This window comes from Alphaproteobacteria bacterium HT1-32, assembly GCA_009649675.1.
Lineage (GTDB): Bacteria > Pseudomonadota > Alphaproteobacteria > Rhodospirillales > HT1-32 > HT1-32.
Map to the genome: position 1 here is coordinate 736,169 of WJPL01000002.1, position 16,738 is coordinate 752,906.

Annotated in this window: 12 protein-coding genes; 8 read left to right on the forward strand and 4 right to left on the reverse strand. The window is 57.2% G+C overall.

Going from position 1 to position 16,738, the window contains the following annotated elements; genetic code table 11:
* Positions 1-2: 2 nt before the first annotated feature.
* The 3 genes from GH722_14925 (at position 3) to GH722_14935 (ending at position 4,484) form a co-directional block, all read left to right on the forward strand.
* On the forward strand, positions 3-2,054 hold the full coding sequence (locus GH722_14925; protein MRG73059.1) for a hydantoinase/oxoprolinase family protein: 2,052 nt from the start codon (positions 3-5) through the stop codon (positions 2,052-2,054).
* Positions 2,051-3,778: a methylhydantoinase gene (locus tag GH722_14930; protein MRG73060.1), complete on the forward strand. Its 1,728-nt coding sequence runs from the start codon at positions 2,051-2,053 to the stop codon at positions 3,776-3,778. Before GH722_14925 ends, GH722_14930 begins: the two co-directional genes overlap by 4 nt.
* A 106-nt stretch (positions 3,779-3,884) precedes the next feature.
* A complete protein-coding gene (locus GH722_14935) occupies positions 3,885-4,484 on the forward strand; it encodes a DUF2062 domain-containing protein (GenBank protein MRG73061.1) in 600 nt (199 codons plus the stop codon).
* Here the strand turns inward: GH722_14935 and GH722_14940 are convergent.
* The 3 genes from GH722_14940 to GH722_14950 form a co-directional block, all read right to left on the reverse strand.
* The gene (locus tag GH722_14940; GenBank protein ID MRG73062.1) at positions 4,441-5,340 is read right to left on the reverse strand and encodes a methyltransferase domain-containing protein; all 900 of its coding nucleotides are present in this window, start codon (positions 5,338-5,340) and stop codon (positions 4,441-4,443) included. The genes GH722_14935 and GH722_14940 overlap by 44 nt on opposite strands.
* A 175-nt stretch (positions 5,341-5,515) precedes the next feature.
* Positions 5,516-8,281, reverse strand: a complete 2,766-nt coding sequence (locus tag GH722_14945) for a formate dehydrogenase subunit alpha (protein MRG73063.1) — start codon at positions 8,279-8,281, stop codon at positions 5,516-5,518.
* Complete coding sequence (locus GH722_14950) at positions 8,278-9,981, reverse strand: NADH-quinone oxidoreductase subunit F (protein ID MRG73064.1); 1,704 nt, start codon at positions 9,979-9,981, stop codon at positions 8,278-8,280. The genes GH722_14945 and GH722_14950 overlap by 4 nt, the downstream gene beginning before the upstream one ends.
* Before the next feature lie 309 nt (positions 9,982-10,290).
* Between GH722_14950 and GH722_14955 the strand changes: the two genes are divergently transcribed.
* The 4 genes from GH722_14955 to GH722_14970 all read left to right on the forward strand — a co-directional run bounded on the left by GH722_14955 (position 10,291) and on the right by GH722_14970 (position 14,604).
* Positions 10,291-11,319 (forward strand): putative 2-aminoethylphosphonate ABC transporter substrate-binding protein, encoded by a 1,029-nt coding sequence (locus GH722_14955; protein MRG73065.1) that lies wholly within the window; start codon positions 10,291-10,293, stop codon positions 11,317-11,319.
* An 84-nt stretch (positions 11,320-11,403) separates the two neighbouring features.
* Entirely contained in the window at positions 11,404-12,486 is a 1,083-nt protein-coding gene (locus GH722_14960) for a putative 2-aminoethylphosphonate ABC transporter ATP-binding protein (GenBank protein MRG73066.1), read from the forward strand.
* The gene (locus GH722_14965; GenBank protein MRG73067.1) at positions 12,483-14,183 is read left to right on the forward strand and encodes a putative 2-aminoethylphosphonate ABC transporter permease subunit; all 1,701 of its coding nucleotides are present in this window, start codon (positions 12,483-12,485) and stop codon (positions 14,181-14,183) included. Before GH722_14960 ends, GH722_14965 begins: the two co-directional genes overlap by 4 nt.
* Positions 14,184-14,214: 31 nt before the next feature.
* Positions 14,215-14,604 (forward strand): RidA family protein, encoded by a 390-nt coding sequence (locus tag GH722_14970; protein ID MRG73068.1) that lies wholly within the window; start codon positions 14,215-14,217, stop codon positions 14,602-14,604.
* A 6-nt stretch (positions 14,605-14,610) separates the two neighbouring features.
* Here GH722_14970 and GH722_14975 read toward each other — a convergent pair whose 3' ends face one another.
* Complete coding sequence (locus GH722_14975; GenBank protein MRG73069.1) at positions 14,611-15,492, reverse strand: LysR family transcriptional regulator; 882 nt, start codon at positions 15,490-15,492, stop codon at positions 14,611-14,613.
* Between the two features lie 112 nt (positions 15,493-15,604).
* Between GH722_14975 and GH722_14980 the strand changes: the two genes are divergently transcribed.
* Complete coding sequence (locus tag GH722_14980) at positions 15,605-16,738, forward strand: 2-aminoethylphosphonate--pyruvate transaminase (protein ID MRG73070.1); 1,134 nt, start codon at positions 15,605-15,607, stop codon at positions 16,736-16,738.

Here is a 16,738-nt window from a genome sequence, read left to right on the forward strand (position 1 = left end):
GAATGTCTGAGCAGAATAATATCGTTGTCGGCGTTGATGTCGGCGGAACTTTCACCGACCTCATTGTTCTGGATACCGGAACAGGTGAGGTGCGGGTCGCGAAAGTGCCGACAACCGTTGAAAACCAGGCATTTGGCGTCATGTCGGCGATCAAGGCAGGGGGCGTCGATCTGCCAACAGCAGGCAGTATCGTGCATGGTACGACAACGACCACGAATGCTGTACTGGAAGGCAAGGTTGCCCGATGTGGTCTGATCACGACGAAGGGGTTCCGTGATGTTCTCGAACTCGGTCGCCGGACCCGGCCAAAGCCTTACGGTCTGATCGGCTCCTTTGAGCCTGTGATCCCGCGCGAATTGCGCATGGAAGTGCCGGAACGCATGGATGCGGCGGGCGAGATCATTACGCCGCTTGATGAAGATGCTGTTATCTCGGCAATGGCTGCCCTGCAGGCGGCGGGGTGCGAATCGCTGGTTGTGCATTTCCTTCATGCCTATCGCAATCCGGTGCATGAACTGAAGGTGCTGGAGCTTGCGGCAAAACACTGGCCGAACGGTTACGTCACCGCAGGCCACAAGATATTGTCGGAATATCGCGAATATGAACGCGGTGTGACGGCGGCGGTGAATGCCGTCGTGCAGCCGGTTCTGCATCGTTATATCGACCGGTTGTCGAGTGAACTGACGAAGGGTGGATATCAGCGTGACCTGCTGGTGATGCAGGGCAATGGCGGCAGCGTCTCTGCGGCTGTTGTCTCGGAGACCGCAGTGCAGACGGTGATGTCTGGCCCGGCCTCCGGTGTCATGGCGGCGGCGGCAACGGCCCGTGCTGCCGGTGTTGACCGTGTCATCACCTACGATATGGGCGGCACGAGTTCCGATGTCGGCGTGGTGATCGACGGGGTGCCACAGGTAACCTCCGACATGGAACTGAAATATGCCATGCCGATCCATGTGCCGATGGTTGATGTCCATACCATCGGTGCCGGTGGCGGATCGATTGCCTGGATTGATGATGCGGGGATGCTGCGCGTTGGACCGCAAAGTGCCGGGGCGACGCCGGGGCCGGTCTGTTACGGTCGTGGCGGCACATTGCCAACCCTGACCGATGCCAACCTGGCACTGGGGCGGCTGGATCCGGCGGCATTGCTGTCGGTCGATAACCCGGTCACCATTGATGATATCCGCAGCGCCATCATGCGGGAAGTTGGTGACCCCCTCGGCCTGTCACTGGAAGATGCGGCTGCGGCCATTCTGCGTGTGGGAAATGACCTGATGGCAGGTGCTGTGCGTATGGTTTCTCTGTCCCGGGGACGTGACCCCCGTGACTTCGCACTGTTTGCCTTTGGCGGGGCAGGGCCGATGCATGCTGCGGCCCTGGCGCGGGAGCTTTCCATTCCCCGGGTTTTCCTGCCGGCACGACCGGGCATCACCAATGCACTGGGCTGTATTGCAGCAGATCTGCGCCATGATTTCGTCAATACGCTGAATATGCCGCTGTCGGCACTGGATATTGAGGCTGCGCGGGAACTGGTTCGAAGTCAGGTCGCCAGCGGCAAGGCTGCGATCGAACGGGACAATGTGCCAGTGGAAGCCATCGAGTTTCTGTATACCGCAGACATGCAGTTTCAGGGGCAGACCCATGTGCTGTCGATCCCGCTGGATGGCCCGGATTTCACCTTGGATGAACTGCGGGACACATTCGAGAAAGTCTATTTTGAACGATTTGCCGTTGAGCTGCCGGAAATCCGGCCGGTTCTGGTGAACCTGCATACGGCTGCTATCGGGCGCCGGAAGCCTGTTCCGATGGAAGCCCTTGCGCCGAAGGGGGATGCGCTGACCCTTGAAGGGGCGCAGGTTGGGTCACGACAGGTCTGGTTTGCTGTTGGTGGCTGGCAGGATACACCGGTGGTTGAGCGCAAACGACTGGCACCGGGGGCCGCTTTCAGCGGTCCGGCCATCGTAACGCAGATGGATTGCACCAGTGTCATCGAGCCGGGAGACAAGGCGACTGTCGATGCGGTCGGGAATATCATTCTGGAGGTCGCGATATGAGTACGCTTGATCCGGTCACCCTGACCGTAATCCAGAATGGCCTGCAACAGGTCTGTAACGAAATGGATCTGGCCTTCGTCCGCTCTGCCTTCAGTCCGGTGATTTCGGAAGCTCTCGACCGTTCTGACGGCATTTATGATGCCACCACGGGGGATCTGATCGCCCAGGGTGATCTTGGCCTGCCGGTATTTGTCGGGACCATGCAGTTCGGAACACAGGAGCTTATTGCCCGGGTGAAAAACGTGGTGCCCGGAGATGTGTTCATCGCCAATGACCCCTATCTCGGCGGTACGCATCTGATGGATGTACGGTTCTACCGGCCATTCTTCTACAAGGGTAAGCTCTTTGCCTGGCTGGCGAATACAGGCCACTGGCCCGATACCGGCGGCATGGTGCCCGGTGGCTTTTCGGCGAATGCGACCGAGGTGGAGCAGGAGGGGCTGCGCCTGCCGTTTGTGAAGCTCTATAAGGCCGGTGTGATGGATGAGGAAATCCTCTCGATCATCCTGTCGAATATCCGGATTGCCGACCAGCGGATCGGGGATATCAAGGCGCAGGCTTCGGCACTGGCTGTCGGCGACAAACGCCTGACCGCATTGCTCGACCGTTATGGCGATGATGTCGTTCGGGAGGCAATCAACGAGTTGCGTGCCCGGGCGTCACAGCAGATGCGGGCCCGTATTACGGAAATTCCCGATGGTGATTACGAAGGCCGGGCGGTTGTCGATTCAGATGGTGTGATTGATGAGCCGCTGGAAATCGTCATGAAGGTCCGGAAATCGGGGGAAGAGCTGTTCTTCGACATGTCGGAGTCCAGCCCGCCCTGCAAGGGACCGATGAACAGCGTCATCGCGACGACGAAGTCTTCGGTGTATCTGGCGATCAAGCATATCTTTCCGGAAGTGCCGATCAATGCCGGTACGTTCGAGCCGCTGCATATCACCGATCCGGAGGGGACATTTCTGTATGCGCGCTATCCGCGCCCGGTGTCCGGTTGTGCGGCGGAGGTAAGTCAGCGTATTGCCGAGGCGGTTTTTGATGCCTTGGCCCCGTCGATGCCGGACCGGATGTTTGCCGCACCGGCAGGCAGCTCCGGTAATTTCAGCCTTGGCGGGCATGACCCGAAATCCGGGCAAAGCTATGTCATGTATGTGATTTCCGGTGGTGGCTATGGCGGGTCAAAGAACCTTGACGGGCTGACCAACGGCTGTTCGACAATCGGTATTTCCAAGACGACACCGATTGAGGTGATGGAACAGCGTTTCCCGGTTCTGTTTGAGGAATATTCCCTGCATGAAGGATCAGGCGGGGCAGGGCGGACCCGTGGCGGATTCGGGGTTAATTATACGGTGGCTGTCCGTCGAGGCGAGGCACAGGCCTCCATGGTGATGGATCATGGTCGTGTGGGGCCAAACGGTGCGTTTGGTGGCAGCACTGGCGGGATGAATCAGGTGGAGATCGAGCGCGGAGGGCAGATCTACCGTCCGCCGCATCGGTCCAAGGATCAGGGCATCGAGCTTCATGCCGGTGACCGGGTTCGGGTCTCAACCCCCGGTGGCGGGGGCTATGGTGATCCTTTTACGCGTCCGACAGAGAAAGTTGTCCGTGATGTGCAACGTGGCTATTACACCGTCGAACAGGCCAGAGAGCGCTTTGGCGTTGTGATTGAACCGGATTCACTGTCCGTCAACGCAGCCGAAACCGGACGTTTACGCGGCGCATGAACCTGTCGGGTCAATTCACGGCGATGTCAGCTTGTTCCTCCTAGACATGACGGATGCAGGAAGGTCATATGCCCCCGGTGTGTGATCCGCGACGACGGAGGACTATGTGACAGGGTTGACCAGTCGGATTCTGGTGGGACTGCGGCGTATTGCCCGGTATCGGCTGGTGATTCCCATCAAGCGGGATCGTAATCCACCGGATTTCGTGGCGCGTGGTGTTGCTGTCGGGATGGTGATCGCGCTGACGCCGACTGTCGGTGTTCAGATGCCGATGGTTGCCCTGATCTGGCTGTTGTTTCGCACGATATCCCGGCAATTCGATTTCAGCGTCATCGTTGCGATGGCCTGGACCTGGGTGACCAATGTTTTTACGGTCGGCCCGGTCTATTACGTCTTCTTTGTTACAGGCCAGTTGATGCTGGGCCAGCATACAGACGTTCAGGGTTACGGTATCTTCGTCAACATGCTCTCGCAGAGCATGCATTCGGATGCATCCTTTCTCGAATCGCTCTGGGTATATACTGCCGGGTTGTTGCGGACATTCGGTGTCCCGATGTTTATCGGCTCCATCCCTTGGGCTATTCTGGGGGGGTGGTTTTCTTACCGGCTGGCTCATCGCTACAGTGCTGCACAACAGGCCCGCCGCCGGAAGAAACGCGAACTCAGGCTTCAGCGGCGAAATAAGCCCAGTTCAACTGCGTTGTGAGATAGGCTTCTCTGGTAAGCTCGGCCTCGCGATAGTTCTCGAATATCCTGACAGCTCCGAATCCGGCATTGGCAAGCTGCTGCAATACGGTTTCCGGCTGGCTGTAATAGGTAATCAGACGGAAATTGTGCGAGGCGTCCCGGACAAGACTATACGGTGTCGTGTCGATGTTCCGGACGCTCAGATTGTGCCAGTGGAATAGGAGCCTCAGCCGCCAGTCCCTCAGCCAGTTGTCAGAGTTGGGATTGGCCGTCGGGGCAAAACGGGATTTCAGGCTGGGTGTCAGATGGGTGGAGAAGATGAACAGCCCGCCGGGCTTCACGATTCTCCTGATTTCCTGCAATGCGGCCAGCCGTCCCTGATGGGGGATGTAGTCGAGACCGTTGAAACTGAAAATTGCGACATCGAAAGAGGCATCATCGAATATCGACATGTCACGAACGTCGCACTGGTGAAAGTTTTCGGCATGGGCCGGAAAGCGGGATTTACAGGCATCGACCATTTCCTGAGACAGATCGACGCCGGTGTAATGTTGTGCAATATCGAGCAGATAGGCGGTTGTCCGGCCACCGCCGACGCCGATATCGAGCATCCGGCTGCCCAGCAGGCGTTGTTTCAGGCTGTGAAAAAGGAATCGCTCCCCCGGAAGTATATCGGCCCGGCGCTGATATTGCGCAACGATGGCTTTATTCCGATAAGTCGATCGATTGAGAACCTCTAATTTGTCGTCGTTCAAGGTCAGTTTACAGCCCTTATCTGTTCTGATTTCGCAATCGCAGCATATCTGGATGTGGTTTGGCGAGAAAAATGCTGCAATTGCGAAATCGCAGTTGACAGCATGAGGCCGGATTGCCATTATTTCTGTGTTGCAGCGGTTTCCGTTGCAACGTCCATCTTGGACGTTTCCTCCCTAGACTTGGGCCGTGCTTTTAGCACGGCCCCTTTTTTTGCCCATTATACAATGGGTTGGAAATTCTTGTTCAGCTTCTTAAATCCGCCCGGCATGGCAACAGCTGTCGCCAGGCAGAGTTTTATTCAGCAGCAACCATTTCAGCAGCTTCAACGCGTGCAGCGCAATATTTCAGCTCAGCAATCTTGCCTGCAGGGTCCAGTGCAGGGTTGGTCAGCCGGTTTGCAGGCGATTCTGCGAAACAGAAAGGTATGAAAATCATACCTGCAGGTACGGCGCGGTCTGCACGGGCCTTCAGGGTGACGGTGCCTCTGCGTGTTACCACGCTGACCCAGCCCCCGGCTTCCACATTGATGCGTTTCAGGTCTGAAGGTGACAAATGGGCAACGCCCTCCGGTTCGAGCGCGTCGAGATTTGTTGCCCGTCGTGTCATCGCGCCGGTATGCCAATGTTCCAGCAGACGCCCTGTTGTCAGAACCATCGGATAGTCTTCATCCGGGGTTTCATCGGGTGCAATAATATCTGCGGCGACAAACCGTCCCCGGCCATCCGGAGTGGGGTAGCCGTCGCCGAACAGCACTTCCTGACCGGGTTCATCAACGGCTTCGCAGGGGTAGGTTACGGCGTCTTCCCGTACCAGGCGGTCCCATGTGATACCCTTGAGCGGCGGCATACAGTCCCGCATTTCGGCGAAAACCTCACTGATGTGAGTGTAATTCCAGTCAAGGCCCATCCGGTTGGCCAGTTGCTGGATCAGTTCCCAGTCCTGCCGGGCCTGACCGGGCAGGGGCACAGCAGCCCGGCCGATCTGCACCCGCCGGTCGGTATTGGAGACGGTTCCGTCCTTCTCGGGCCAGGCACTGGCCGGCAGAATGACATCGGCGAACATCGCCGTCTCGGTAAGAAAGATTTCCTGAACGACCAGATGGTCAAGTTTCGCCAGTGCCTTGCGGACATGCAGCTGATCCGGGTCAGACATCGCCGGGTTTTCGCCCATGACATACATCCCGCGAATATCACCACGATCAGCGGCGTCAATGATTTCGACCACGGTAAGGCCGGCATTCGGGTCCAGCTTTGCATTCCAGAACTGTTCAAAGAACGCTTGATTGGCCGGGTCCGTGACGGGCGCATAATTCGGGAACACCATCGGAATAAGGCCGCTGTCGGAAGCACCCTGAACGTTGTTCTGTCCGCGGAGCGGATGCAGACCGCTGCCGGGGCGTCCGACCTGACCGGTCATCAGCGCCAGTGCGATCAGGCAGCGGGCGTTGTCGGTGCCATGTACATGCTGGGAGATGCCCATACCCCAGAAAATCATCGCCGTCCTGGCGTTGGCATAAAGTCTGGCGACGGTGCGAATGGTTTCGGCATCAATGCCGCAGACGGGGGCCATGCTTTCCGGTGTGAAACCTTCGACATGGGCCTGTATATGGCTGAAATCACGGGTGAACCCGTCGATATAGTTCTGGTCGTAAAGCTTTTCTGTCACAATCACATTCATGATCGCATTCAGCAGCGCCACATCGGTCCCCGGCTTGAACTGGAGCTTGTGATGCGCATAACGGTCGAGGCCCTGGCCACGCGGATCCATGATGATCAGCCGGGCACCCTTTTTCGTGGCATTCTTGATATAGGTCGCGGCGACCGGATGATTGGTGGTCGGCTGTGCGCCGATGATGATGATGACTTCAGCATTCTGGCATTCGGAAACCGGTGCCGTCACGGCGCCGGAGCCAATACCTTCCATCAGGGCAGCGACGGAGGAGGCATGGCAGAGCCGGGTGCAGTGATCGACATTGTTGGTGCCAAACCCGGTCCGGACGAGTTTCTGGAACAGGTAGGCTTCTTCATTTGTACCCTTGGCAGACCCGAACCCGGCGAGTGAGCCGGGGCCGTAGGCGGCTTTGGTTTTCAGGAAACCTCCTGCGGCTGCTTCCAGCGCCTCATCCCAGCTTGCTTCACGGAAATGAGTCCATGGATTGGCCGGGTTGACGTAGGAGTCTGCTTCTTTCGGCGCATCTTTCCGGCGGATCATGGGTTTACTCAGGCGATCGCTGTGATGAGCATAATCGAATCCGAACCGCCCTTTGACGCAGAGACGGTTCTGATTGGCAGGGCCTTCGCGGCCTTCAACCCAGGCGATCTTGTCGTCTCTGATTTTGTAGGTGATCTGGCAGCCGACACCGCAATAGGGGCAGACGCTGTTTACCTCACGGTCGGCCGTCCGTGCGCCGATACCCTTTTCATCGACAATACTTGCGGGCATCAGTGCGCCGGTGGGGCAGGCCTGCACGCATTCACCGCAGGCAACACAGGTGCTGTCGCCCATGGGGTCGTCAAAATCGAAAACGATCTTTGAGTCATGGCCGCGCCAGGCCATACCGATAACATCATTGACCTGAACTTCCCGGCAGGCGCGAACACAGAGATTGCAGTTGATGCAGGCATCCAGATTGACCCGCATTGCCGGATGGCTGGAATCCGGTACCGGAACATCCCGGGCAGGAAAGCGGGAGCCTTTGACGTCCATTGCATCGGCCCATTTCCAGAAACTGGCTTCCTGATCGTGGGCTTCTGCCTGTGGGGGCTGATCGGCGATCAGCAGTTCCATGACCATATTGCGAGAGGCTTTTGCCCGGTCGCTGGCGGAGCTGACGACCATACCGTCGGCGGGTTTGCGCAGGCAGGAGGCGGCGAGAACCCGTTCCCCCTCGATTTCCACCATACAGGCACGACAGTTTCCGTCTGGCCTATAGCCGGGTTCTGGCCGGTAGCAGAGATGCGGAATTTCCGTGCCGAGGCGCTTTGCCACCTGCCAGATCGTTTCGTCTGGTGCTGCTTCGACAGATTTGCCGTCGAGCGTGAATTTGACTGGCGCGCTCATGACAGTTCCTCCGGGAAAAAACGGAATACTGAGCGTAGCGGGTTAGGAGCTGCCTGACCAAGGCCGCAAATACTGGCATCAGCCATCGCGTTGCAGAGTTCGGTGAGCAACGGCTGGTCCCAGTTATCCTGCTGCATCAGTTTGACCGCCTTCTCAGTCCCGGCCCGGCAGGGGGTGCACTGGCCGCAGCTTTCATCCTCGAAGAACCGAAGAAGGTTCAGCGCGGCAGACTTCGCCGTATCCTTGTCCGAGAGCACGACAACGGCGCCGGAACCCGTGAAACAGCCATGTTTTTCGAGATGGCCGAAGTCGAGGGGAATGTCTGCCATGGTGGCCGGAAGGATACCCCCGGAGGCCCCGCCGGGCAGATAGCCATAGAAGCTGTGCCCGGATTCCATCCCGCCGCAGAACTCGTCGATCAGTTCCTGCATGGTGATGCCGGCAGGGGCTGTCTTCACCCCCGGATGACGGACACGGCCGGAAACCGAATACATGCGATATCCTTTGCCGCCATGCCGTCCGAGGCTTCCCCACCAGTCTGCGCCACGCTCCAGAATTTCCGGAATCCAGTATAACGTCTCGATATTGTTGACCAGTGTAGGGCAGCCAAACAGGCCGACCTCGGCAACATAAGGGGGGCGATGGCGGGGCAGACCGCGCTTGCCTTCGATGCTTTCGATCATGGCGGATTCTTCGCCACAGATATAGGCACCGGCTCCCCGGCGAAGGTGGATGGTAATGCCATCAGACAGGCCGCTTTCACCGAGTGCCGCAATTTCTGTCTGCAAAATTTCCCGGGCCGCGGGGTATTCATCACGGAGATACAGATAAGCCTCGCTAATGCCGACAACCCGGCAGGCCAGCAAAATGCCTTCAAGGATCCGGTGAGGTCTGGTTTCCAGACAATATCTGTCCTTGAAGGTGCCGGGCTCACCTTCATCCGCATTGATGGCCATCAGCTTGCGCCCCTCCATTCCGGAGACGATGCGCCATTTCCGGCCGGTCGGGAAACCGGCACCGCCCAACCCTCGCAGGCCACCATCCTCAAGGATCGACATGATGCGGTCAGGAGAAATCGCGGCAGCCTGAAGCTGTTCAAGAATTTTATAGCCACCAGCTTCCCGGTAAGCGGTGAGAGTCTCATAATCTGGCAGGTTATGGGGTGGGGCAGAGGCGGCGGCCAGAACTGTCGCAGCCGTTGCGTGATCAATCTGGGAATGGCCGATTGCTGCAACGGGCGCGCGGTCACAGGCTCCCATACAGGGTGCGCGTACCACCCTGACATGATCTGATGAAGTGGATTGCAGGGACTGCAGCAGCTGCTTTGCCCCCTTCATCTCGCAGGTGATGCTGTCGCAGACCCGAATTGTGACGGGTGGGGGCGGGGATTCACCCTCGGGCACGATATCGAAGTGTGCATAAAAAGTGGCAACTTCGAAAACCTCGGCCATCGGAAGTTTCATGGCCTCTGCCAGCGCTGCGAGGTGGCGGGCGCTCAGATGGCCATATTTGTCCTGGATGACATGCAGATGCTCGATCAGAAGATCACGTTGCAGGCTTTTGCCATCCAGCGTGGCCTGAATATCCTGAAGTGCCTCTGTTTCGACCTGACGACCCTTGGGTGTGCCCCGCGTCCCGCCTTTGCCAAAACCCGGATGCGGGGGGCGATTGGGGGTTTTCAGCGGGTCATTCTGAGTCATCTTCTCGGTACTCCCGGGCTTTTGTTTTTTTTGATTGTGACGCCAGCATTTCGTGCCAGCGAACCGGCTGATATGCAACAGCGATCCGCAGGTCTGGTATGGGCTATCCGCGCCTGATTTTGACTGGATCGCGACGAAAACATTTTTCACCCATCTTTATCAAGGTTTTGCATTATCTGTCGCATTGGTGTCACAATTCATGGTGTAACAGGGTGACACGCACATTCGTGGGGAGCTGGAGCGGGTGATCCTGTACCAGTTAAGTGATCTCGTGAAGCTCATTTAAACAATTCAGAAGGGGACCATAATATGTCGAAAATTGTTCAGCGCGCAGGTGCGTTGATTGCAGGCGTTGCAATGGCAGGTTTTGCCGCTCAGGCGATGGCTGCGACCGAACTGACTGTCTATACGGCGGTCGAAGCCGAAGATCTGAAGCGTTATGCCTCAGCATTCAATGAAGATCATCCGGATATCAAGATCAACTGGGTGCGGGATTCAACGGGCGTTGTCACCGCAAAGCTGCTTGCTGAAAAAGACAATCCGCAGGCCGATGTGGTCTGGGGTCTTGCGGCCACCAGCCTGATGCTGCTGAAAACCGAAGGCATGCTGGAACCCTATAAGCCGAATGGTGTCGAGAAGCTGGATCCGAAATTCGTAGATTCTGCCAACCCGCCGTCATGGACGGGAATGGACGCCTGGATTGCTGCCGTCTGCGTCAATACGGTTGAAGCCAAGGCCAAAGGCCTGCCGATGCCGACATCCTGGAAGGATCTGGCAAAGCCGGTCTACAAGGGACATGTGGCAATGCCGAACCCGAACAGCTCGGGCACCGGCTTCCTCGACGTATCGTCTTGGCTGCAGATTTTCGGTGAAAAAGAAGGCTGGGCCTTCATGGATGCCCTGCATCAGAACATCGCCTGGTACACCCATTCCGGCTCCAAGCCCTGCCGTCAGGCCGGTTCCGGCGAAGTGCCGATCGGTGTGTCCTTCGCATTCCGTGGTGCCAAGGTGAAAGCTCAGGGTGCACCGGTTGAGATTGTCCTGCCGTCCGAAGGTGTGGGCTGGGACATGGAAGCAACAGCGATCATCAAGGGCACGAAGAAGATGGAAGCCGCCCAGACGCTGGTTGACTGGTCGATCACAAAGAAGGCCAACGAACTGTATAATTCCGGATATGCTGTTGTTGCCTATCCGGGTGTTGCCGCGCCGGTGGAACATTTCCCGACAGGCATCCTTGAGAAAATGATCGATAACGATTTCGAATATGCTGCGAAAAACCGCAAGGCGATCCTTGCTGAATGGCAGAAGCGTTACGATTCGAAATCAGAAGCGAAGTAAGACCCCGCTTTTGGGTCAAGGCGGCCTGCCGGATGATCAGTCCGGTGGGCCGCTGCTGTTTGTTTTCAGGGGGAATTACGGATTATGTCTAAAGCTGCGCCATATCTTCGCGTCACTGATGTCACCAAAAAATTTGGCGAATTCACGGCGTTGTCTGAAGTTTCATTGTCGGTGAATGAGGGGGAATTCGTTTGTTTCCTCGGTCCCTCCGGCTGCGGCAAGACGACCTTGCTGCGGGCCATTGCCGGACTGGATTACCAGACCAGCGGGCGCATAGAACAGGCGGGAGAAGACATTTCCAATCTGCCGCCGGCCCTGCGCGATTTTGGCATCGTCTTCCAGTCCTACGCGCTGTTTCCAAACCTGTCTGTAAAAGCCAATGTGGCGTATGGGCTGGAAAACCGGCGGATGCCGAGGGCTGATATAAACCGGCGTGTTGATGAGTTGCTCGGGCTTGTCAGTCTGGCCGATCAGGGCAGCAAATATCCGTCCCAGCTTTCGGGTGGCCAGCAGCAACGTGTGGCACTGGCCCGGGCACTGGCACCATCGCCGGGCCTGCTGTTGCTGGATGAGCCGCTGAGCGCGCTGGACGCAAAGGTCCGGGTGCGCCTGCGCGGGGAAATCCGCGAATTACAGCAGCGTCTCGGTGTCACGACGATCATGGTGACACATGATCAGGAAGAAGCCCTGTCGATGGGTGACAGGATTGTCGTCATGGATCATGGCTGTATTGAGCAGGTTGGTACGCCCGAAGAGATCTACAGCACGCCGGCAACACCATTTGTTGCTGACTTTATCGGTGCGATGAATTTCCTGCCGGCAATGGCTTCTGCCGGACATGTGCAGATCGGGGAGGCGGGGTTCATTGCAGAAACACCGACAAGCCTGGCCGGGAAGCCGGTAATTGCGGCTATCCGCCCGGAAGATATTCAGTTGCAGGGGGTTGAGTCCGGAGGTGGCAATGTGGTCGAAGCCGTCATCCGTTCGATGGAATTCCTCGGTACGTTCTATCGCGTTGACCTGCAATGCGCTGCTTTTGGTGAAGTTGAACTGTTTGCGGATATGTCCCCGAACATGGTTCGGCGACAAAATCTCGTTACAGGGAAACAGCTTCCGGTCCGGTTTCCTCCGGAATTGATGCGAATTTTCCCGGGGAGCGCCGCATGAGCGGCAAAGTCAGCCCGGCTGCCGCAAGGGTGAAGCCGGTTCTCGGCCGTGATGACTGGATCATGCGGCTGTCGATGCTGGCGATTGGTCTGTTTCTTGTGGTGGCGGTTATGCTGCCACTCTATGCCATGCTGTCGAAAAGCCTTGAGGACAAGGATGGTAACTTCCTGGGGCTGGCAAACTATGCCGAGTATTTTGCGACGCCGGCACTGTTCAATTCGATTTTCAACAGCCTGTCGATCGCCCTTATAGCCACTGTCGTCGTAATCTCTGTGGCCTTCATTTATGCCTATGCGCTGACCCGCACCTGTATGCCATTCAAATGGGTGTTTCGGATTGTCGCTCTGATTCCGCTGCTGACACCGTCATTGCTGGGCGGCATTTCACTCGTTTACTGGTTTGGGAATCAGGGGGTGGCCAAGGCTCTGCTGGGGGATCAGTCAATTTATGGCCCGATCGGCATCGTCATCGGATCCTGTTACTGGGTGTTTCCGCATGCGCTGATTATTGTGATTACGGCCCTGTCGATTTCTGATGCGCGGTTATATGAAGCCGCGACTGCACTGCGGACCTCACGGTTGCGGACGTTCCTGACAGTCACCCTGCCGGGCGCGCGATATGGCCTCATCAGTGCCAGCTTTGTGGTTTTCACGCTGGTTTTTACCGACTTCGGGGTGCCCAAGGTTATTGGCGGCAATTACAACATGCTGGCGACCGACGTGTATAAGCAGGTCATCGGTCAGCAGAATTTCCAGATGGGGGCCGTGGTTTCCGTTGTGCTTCTCGCACCTGCGCTGCTGGCTTTCTTTGTCGACCGCTGGGTGCAGCATCGTCAGGTGGCTCTGTTATCCGCACGTGCTGTTCCGTTGCAGCCAAAACCTGATCGCCGTGTCGACATGATGATGCTGGTGTTCTGCACCATCGTCGCCCTGCTGATCATCGGCATGCTGGGCATGGCGCAATATGCGGCTCTGGTGAAGTTCTGGCCTTATAACCTCGAACTGTCGTTCAACAATTACCGCTTTGACCTGATGGATGGTGGCGGCTGGGATTCCTATTTCAATTCCATCCGCATGGCATTGTATAGCGCTCTGTTCGGCACAGTGATCGTGTTCTTCGGGGCTTATCTGGTGGAGAAGGGCCGGGGATTCCAGACCGGTCGGATGGCTTTTCAGTTTCTTGCTATCGTGCCGCTGGCGGTTCCGGGGCTGGTTCTGGGGCTGGCTTATATCTTCTTCTTCAACAATCCGGATAACCCGTTCAATTTCCTTTATCAGACCATGGGAATTCTGGTGGTCTGTACCGTCGCGCATTTCTATACGGTCAGCCATCTGACGGCGACCACGGCGCTGCAGCAGATGGATGCCGAGTTTGAATCTGTTTCGGCCTCGCTGAAGGCTCCGTTCTATCGCACGTTTGCGAAAGTGACGGTTCCGGTCTGTCTGCCGGCCATTCTCGACATCTCGATCTATCTGTTCATGAATGCGATGACGACGGTGTCAGCCGTGGTTTTCATTTACTCAACGGATACAACGCTGGCTTCTGTTGCGGTCATGAATATGGACGACGCCGGGGACATTGCCCCTGCGGCGGCAATGGCGATGATGATTGCCTATACCTGTGCCGTGGCCCGTATTATTCATGCAGTTCTAAGCAAAGGCGTTGTGGCGCGAACCCAAGCCTGGCGGACACGTTAGGATGAGTGGTCTGGGACAGGAAATGGCAGCGATGATTGAACGCATCATGCCGGCAGGCTCGCCGGCACCGGTTGCCCCCTACAGTCACGCCGTAGCTTACGGCCCGTTTGTCTTTATCACCGGCCAGATGCCGATTGATACGGCGACGGGTGACTATATCCGGGGCAGTTACGCAGAACAGACAGATGCCTGCATGCGGAATCTGGAAACCATTCTGGCTGCCAGCAACAGCTCATGGGAACAGGTGATGCATGCCCGTTTGTTCATCACTGATTTCGACCGGTATGACGAGGTCAACGATGCCTATGCCCGCTGGTTCGAGCCGGGAAAGTTGCCAGCCCGGACCTGTGTTGGTGTGACCGGACTGGCAGGTGGTGCGAATGTCGAGATTGACCTGATTGCAGCCCGCTCAACGGACTGATGAGCGTCAGCCAGTCGTTGCGCGGTCACGGATTTCCCGCGACAGGTCCATAAAGGCCCGGACGATGCGCAGACGGCGGCGTTCACGCAGGCAAACCAGATATTCGGTCATCCCGACATCCGCGTTCTGAATATCCAGTATGGCAAGGCCGGCGGCTTCACCGATTTCTGCGTTGGATACGATGCCAATACCGAGACCCGCTGAGACGGCTTCCCGAACCGCTTCCCGGCTGTCCATTTCCATGATCGTGTGCGGAACGATTTCAGCGCGGTCCAGTGCTTCCTCGAATATCTGGCGGGTAACGGAGCCGGACTCACGGAGGATAAGGCGTTCCTGTGCGATTTCGGTCAGGTTGATACCTTTCCGGCCGGCAAGCGGGTGGTCAGACCGCATGAAGACAACCAGATGGTCTTCCCGCAGGACGATGGAAACCAGACGGTCGTCGACCTGCAGGCGGGCAACGACCGCGATATCTGTACGATAATCCAGCAGATCGTGGAGTACCTTGTCGGAATTGCCGGTCGACAGGCCGATGGTAATGCCGGGAAAGCGTTTGACGAATTCGGTCAGGATCGGGGTGACATGCATCGGGCTGTCGATGCCGATCTTCAGATGTCCACCTTCCAGCGCCCGGTTCGCAGTGAGCAGTTCGGCGGCCTGTTCTTCAAGATCAAACAGGCGACGGGTAATCTGTAACAGAGTCTCACCCAGGTCGGTAAGTTCTATGCCGCGACCACGTCGGTCAAACAGGCGGATACCATAGGAATCTTCCAACCCCTTGACCTGAGCGGAAATCGTCGGTTGTGTGACGCGCAGTGCAGCGGCTGCCTTGGTGAAGCTGCCTTCAGTTGCGACCTGATGAAAAGCTCTGAGTTGGGCGTGATTCATGATTTCAGATAGATAGGGTCAATGCAGAGCATTGGCAATAAAGATTGGACTTATAATGCTGTTTTGCGCGATTTTGTCATCGCGCTGGAAACAGCCAACGCAGGAGAATGACATGACGACAGATAACCGTGACCCCTGGCTGCTGACGCCGGGACCGCTGACGACCTCACTGACGGTAAAGCAGGCAATGCTGCATGACTGGGGCTCACGCGATACGCGGTTCATCGAGATGACGGCACGTATCCGGTCTTCCGTTCTGGCTCTTGCCGGCGGCGAGGGGACGCATGTCGCAGTTCCCCTGCAGGGCAGCGGAACGTTTATCGTCGAGGCGACGATTGCCACGCTGCTGCCCCGTGACGGCAAATTGCTGGTGCTGGTCAACGGTGCTTATGGCCATCGCATGGTCAAGATGTGCAAATATCTGGACCGCGCCTGCGAATTTCTTGAATGGGCAGAGGATGTTCCCGTTAATCCGGCGGAAGTTGTCGCCCGTCTGGAACAGGATAAGTCGATTACGCATGTGGCAGTTGTTCATTGCGAAACAACATCCGGCATTCTGAATCCGTTGTCTAAGATCGCCGAAGTTGTTGCCGCGCAGAACCGCTCGTTGCTGATTGATACCATGAGTGCGTTTGGTGCGCTGCCAGTCGATGCCAGGGAAATTCATTTTGATGCCCTGATGGCCTCGTCGAATAAATGCCTCGAAGGGGCCCCGGGTGTTGGTTTTGCGGTTATTCGTCAATCCGTCCTCGAAAAGACGGCGGGCAACAGCCATTCACTCAGCCTTGATCTGTATGAGCAGTGGAAAGCACTGGAGGCGAATGGTCAGTGGCGTTTCACACCGCCGACGCATGTGCTGGCGGCGCTTGATGTGGCGATTGCAGAACATCACGCAGAAGGTGGTGTCGCCGGTCGCGGGGCGCGATATGCCGATAACTGCAGGATCCTGATCGACGGGATGCGGGAAATGGGTTTCGAAACCCTGCTGCCCGACAGTCTGCAGGCGCCGATCATCATTACCTTCCATATGCCGGAAGACCCGGCATTTGATTTCGGAAAATTCTATGACCGCCTCGCGGCGATGGGTTTCGTTATTTATCCGGGGAAACTGACTGTCGCGCCGAGTTTCAGGGTTGGATGCATTGGGCGTCTGGGTGCTGACGAAATGCGCGGTGCGCTGGCTGCCGTGAAGACGGTCATTACGGAAATGGGTGTAACACGTCTCGGGCCGCCAAAGGCAGCCTGA

Bases quoted from the DNA above. Each gene is read 5' to 3' on its own strand.
- GH722_14925 (MRG73059.1), top strand. From the start codon at position 3: ATGTCTGAGCAGAATAATATCGTTGTCGGCGTTGATGTCGGCGGAACT.
- GH722_14930 (MRG73060.1), top strand. From the start codon at position 2,051: ATGAGTACGCTTGATCCGGTCACCCTGACCGTAATCCAGAATGGCCTG.
- GH722_14940 (MRG73062.1), bottom strand. From the start codon at position 5,340: ATGGCAATCCGGCCTCATGCTGTCAACTGCGATTTCGCAATTGCAGCA.
- GH722_14945 (MRG73063.1), bottom strand. From the start codon at position 8,281: ATGAGCGCGCCAGTCAAATTCACGCTCGACGGCAAATCTGTCGAAGCA.
- GH722_14950 (MRG73064.1), bottom strand. From the start codon at position 9,981: ATGACTCAGAATGACCCGCTGAAAACCCCCAATCGCCCCCCGCATCCG.
- GH722_14955 (MRG73065.1), top strand. From the start codon at position 10,291: ATGTCGAAAATTGTTCAGCGCGCAGGTGCGTTGATTGCAGGCGTTGCA.
- GH722_14960 (MRG73066.1), top strand. From the start codon at position 11,404: ATGTCTAAAGCTGCGCCATATCTTCGCGTCACTGATGTCACCAAAAAA.
- GH722_14965 (MRG73067.1), top strand. From the start codon at position 12,483: ATGAGCGGCAAAGTCAGCCCGGCTGCCGCAAGGGTGAAGCCGGTTCTC.
- GH722_14970 (MRG73068.1), top strand. From the start codon at position 14,215: ATGATTGAACGCATCATGCCGGCAGGCTCGCCGGCACCGGTTGCCCCC.
- GH722_14975 (MRG73069.1), bottom strand. From the start codon at position 15,492: ATGAATCACGCCCAACTCAGAGCTTTTCATCAGGTCGCAACTGAAGGC.
- GH722_14980 (MRG73070.1), top strand. From the start codon at position 15,605: ATGACGACAGATAACCGTGACCCCTGGCTGCTGACGCCGGGACCGCTG.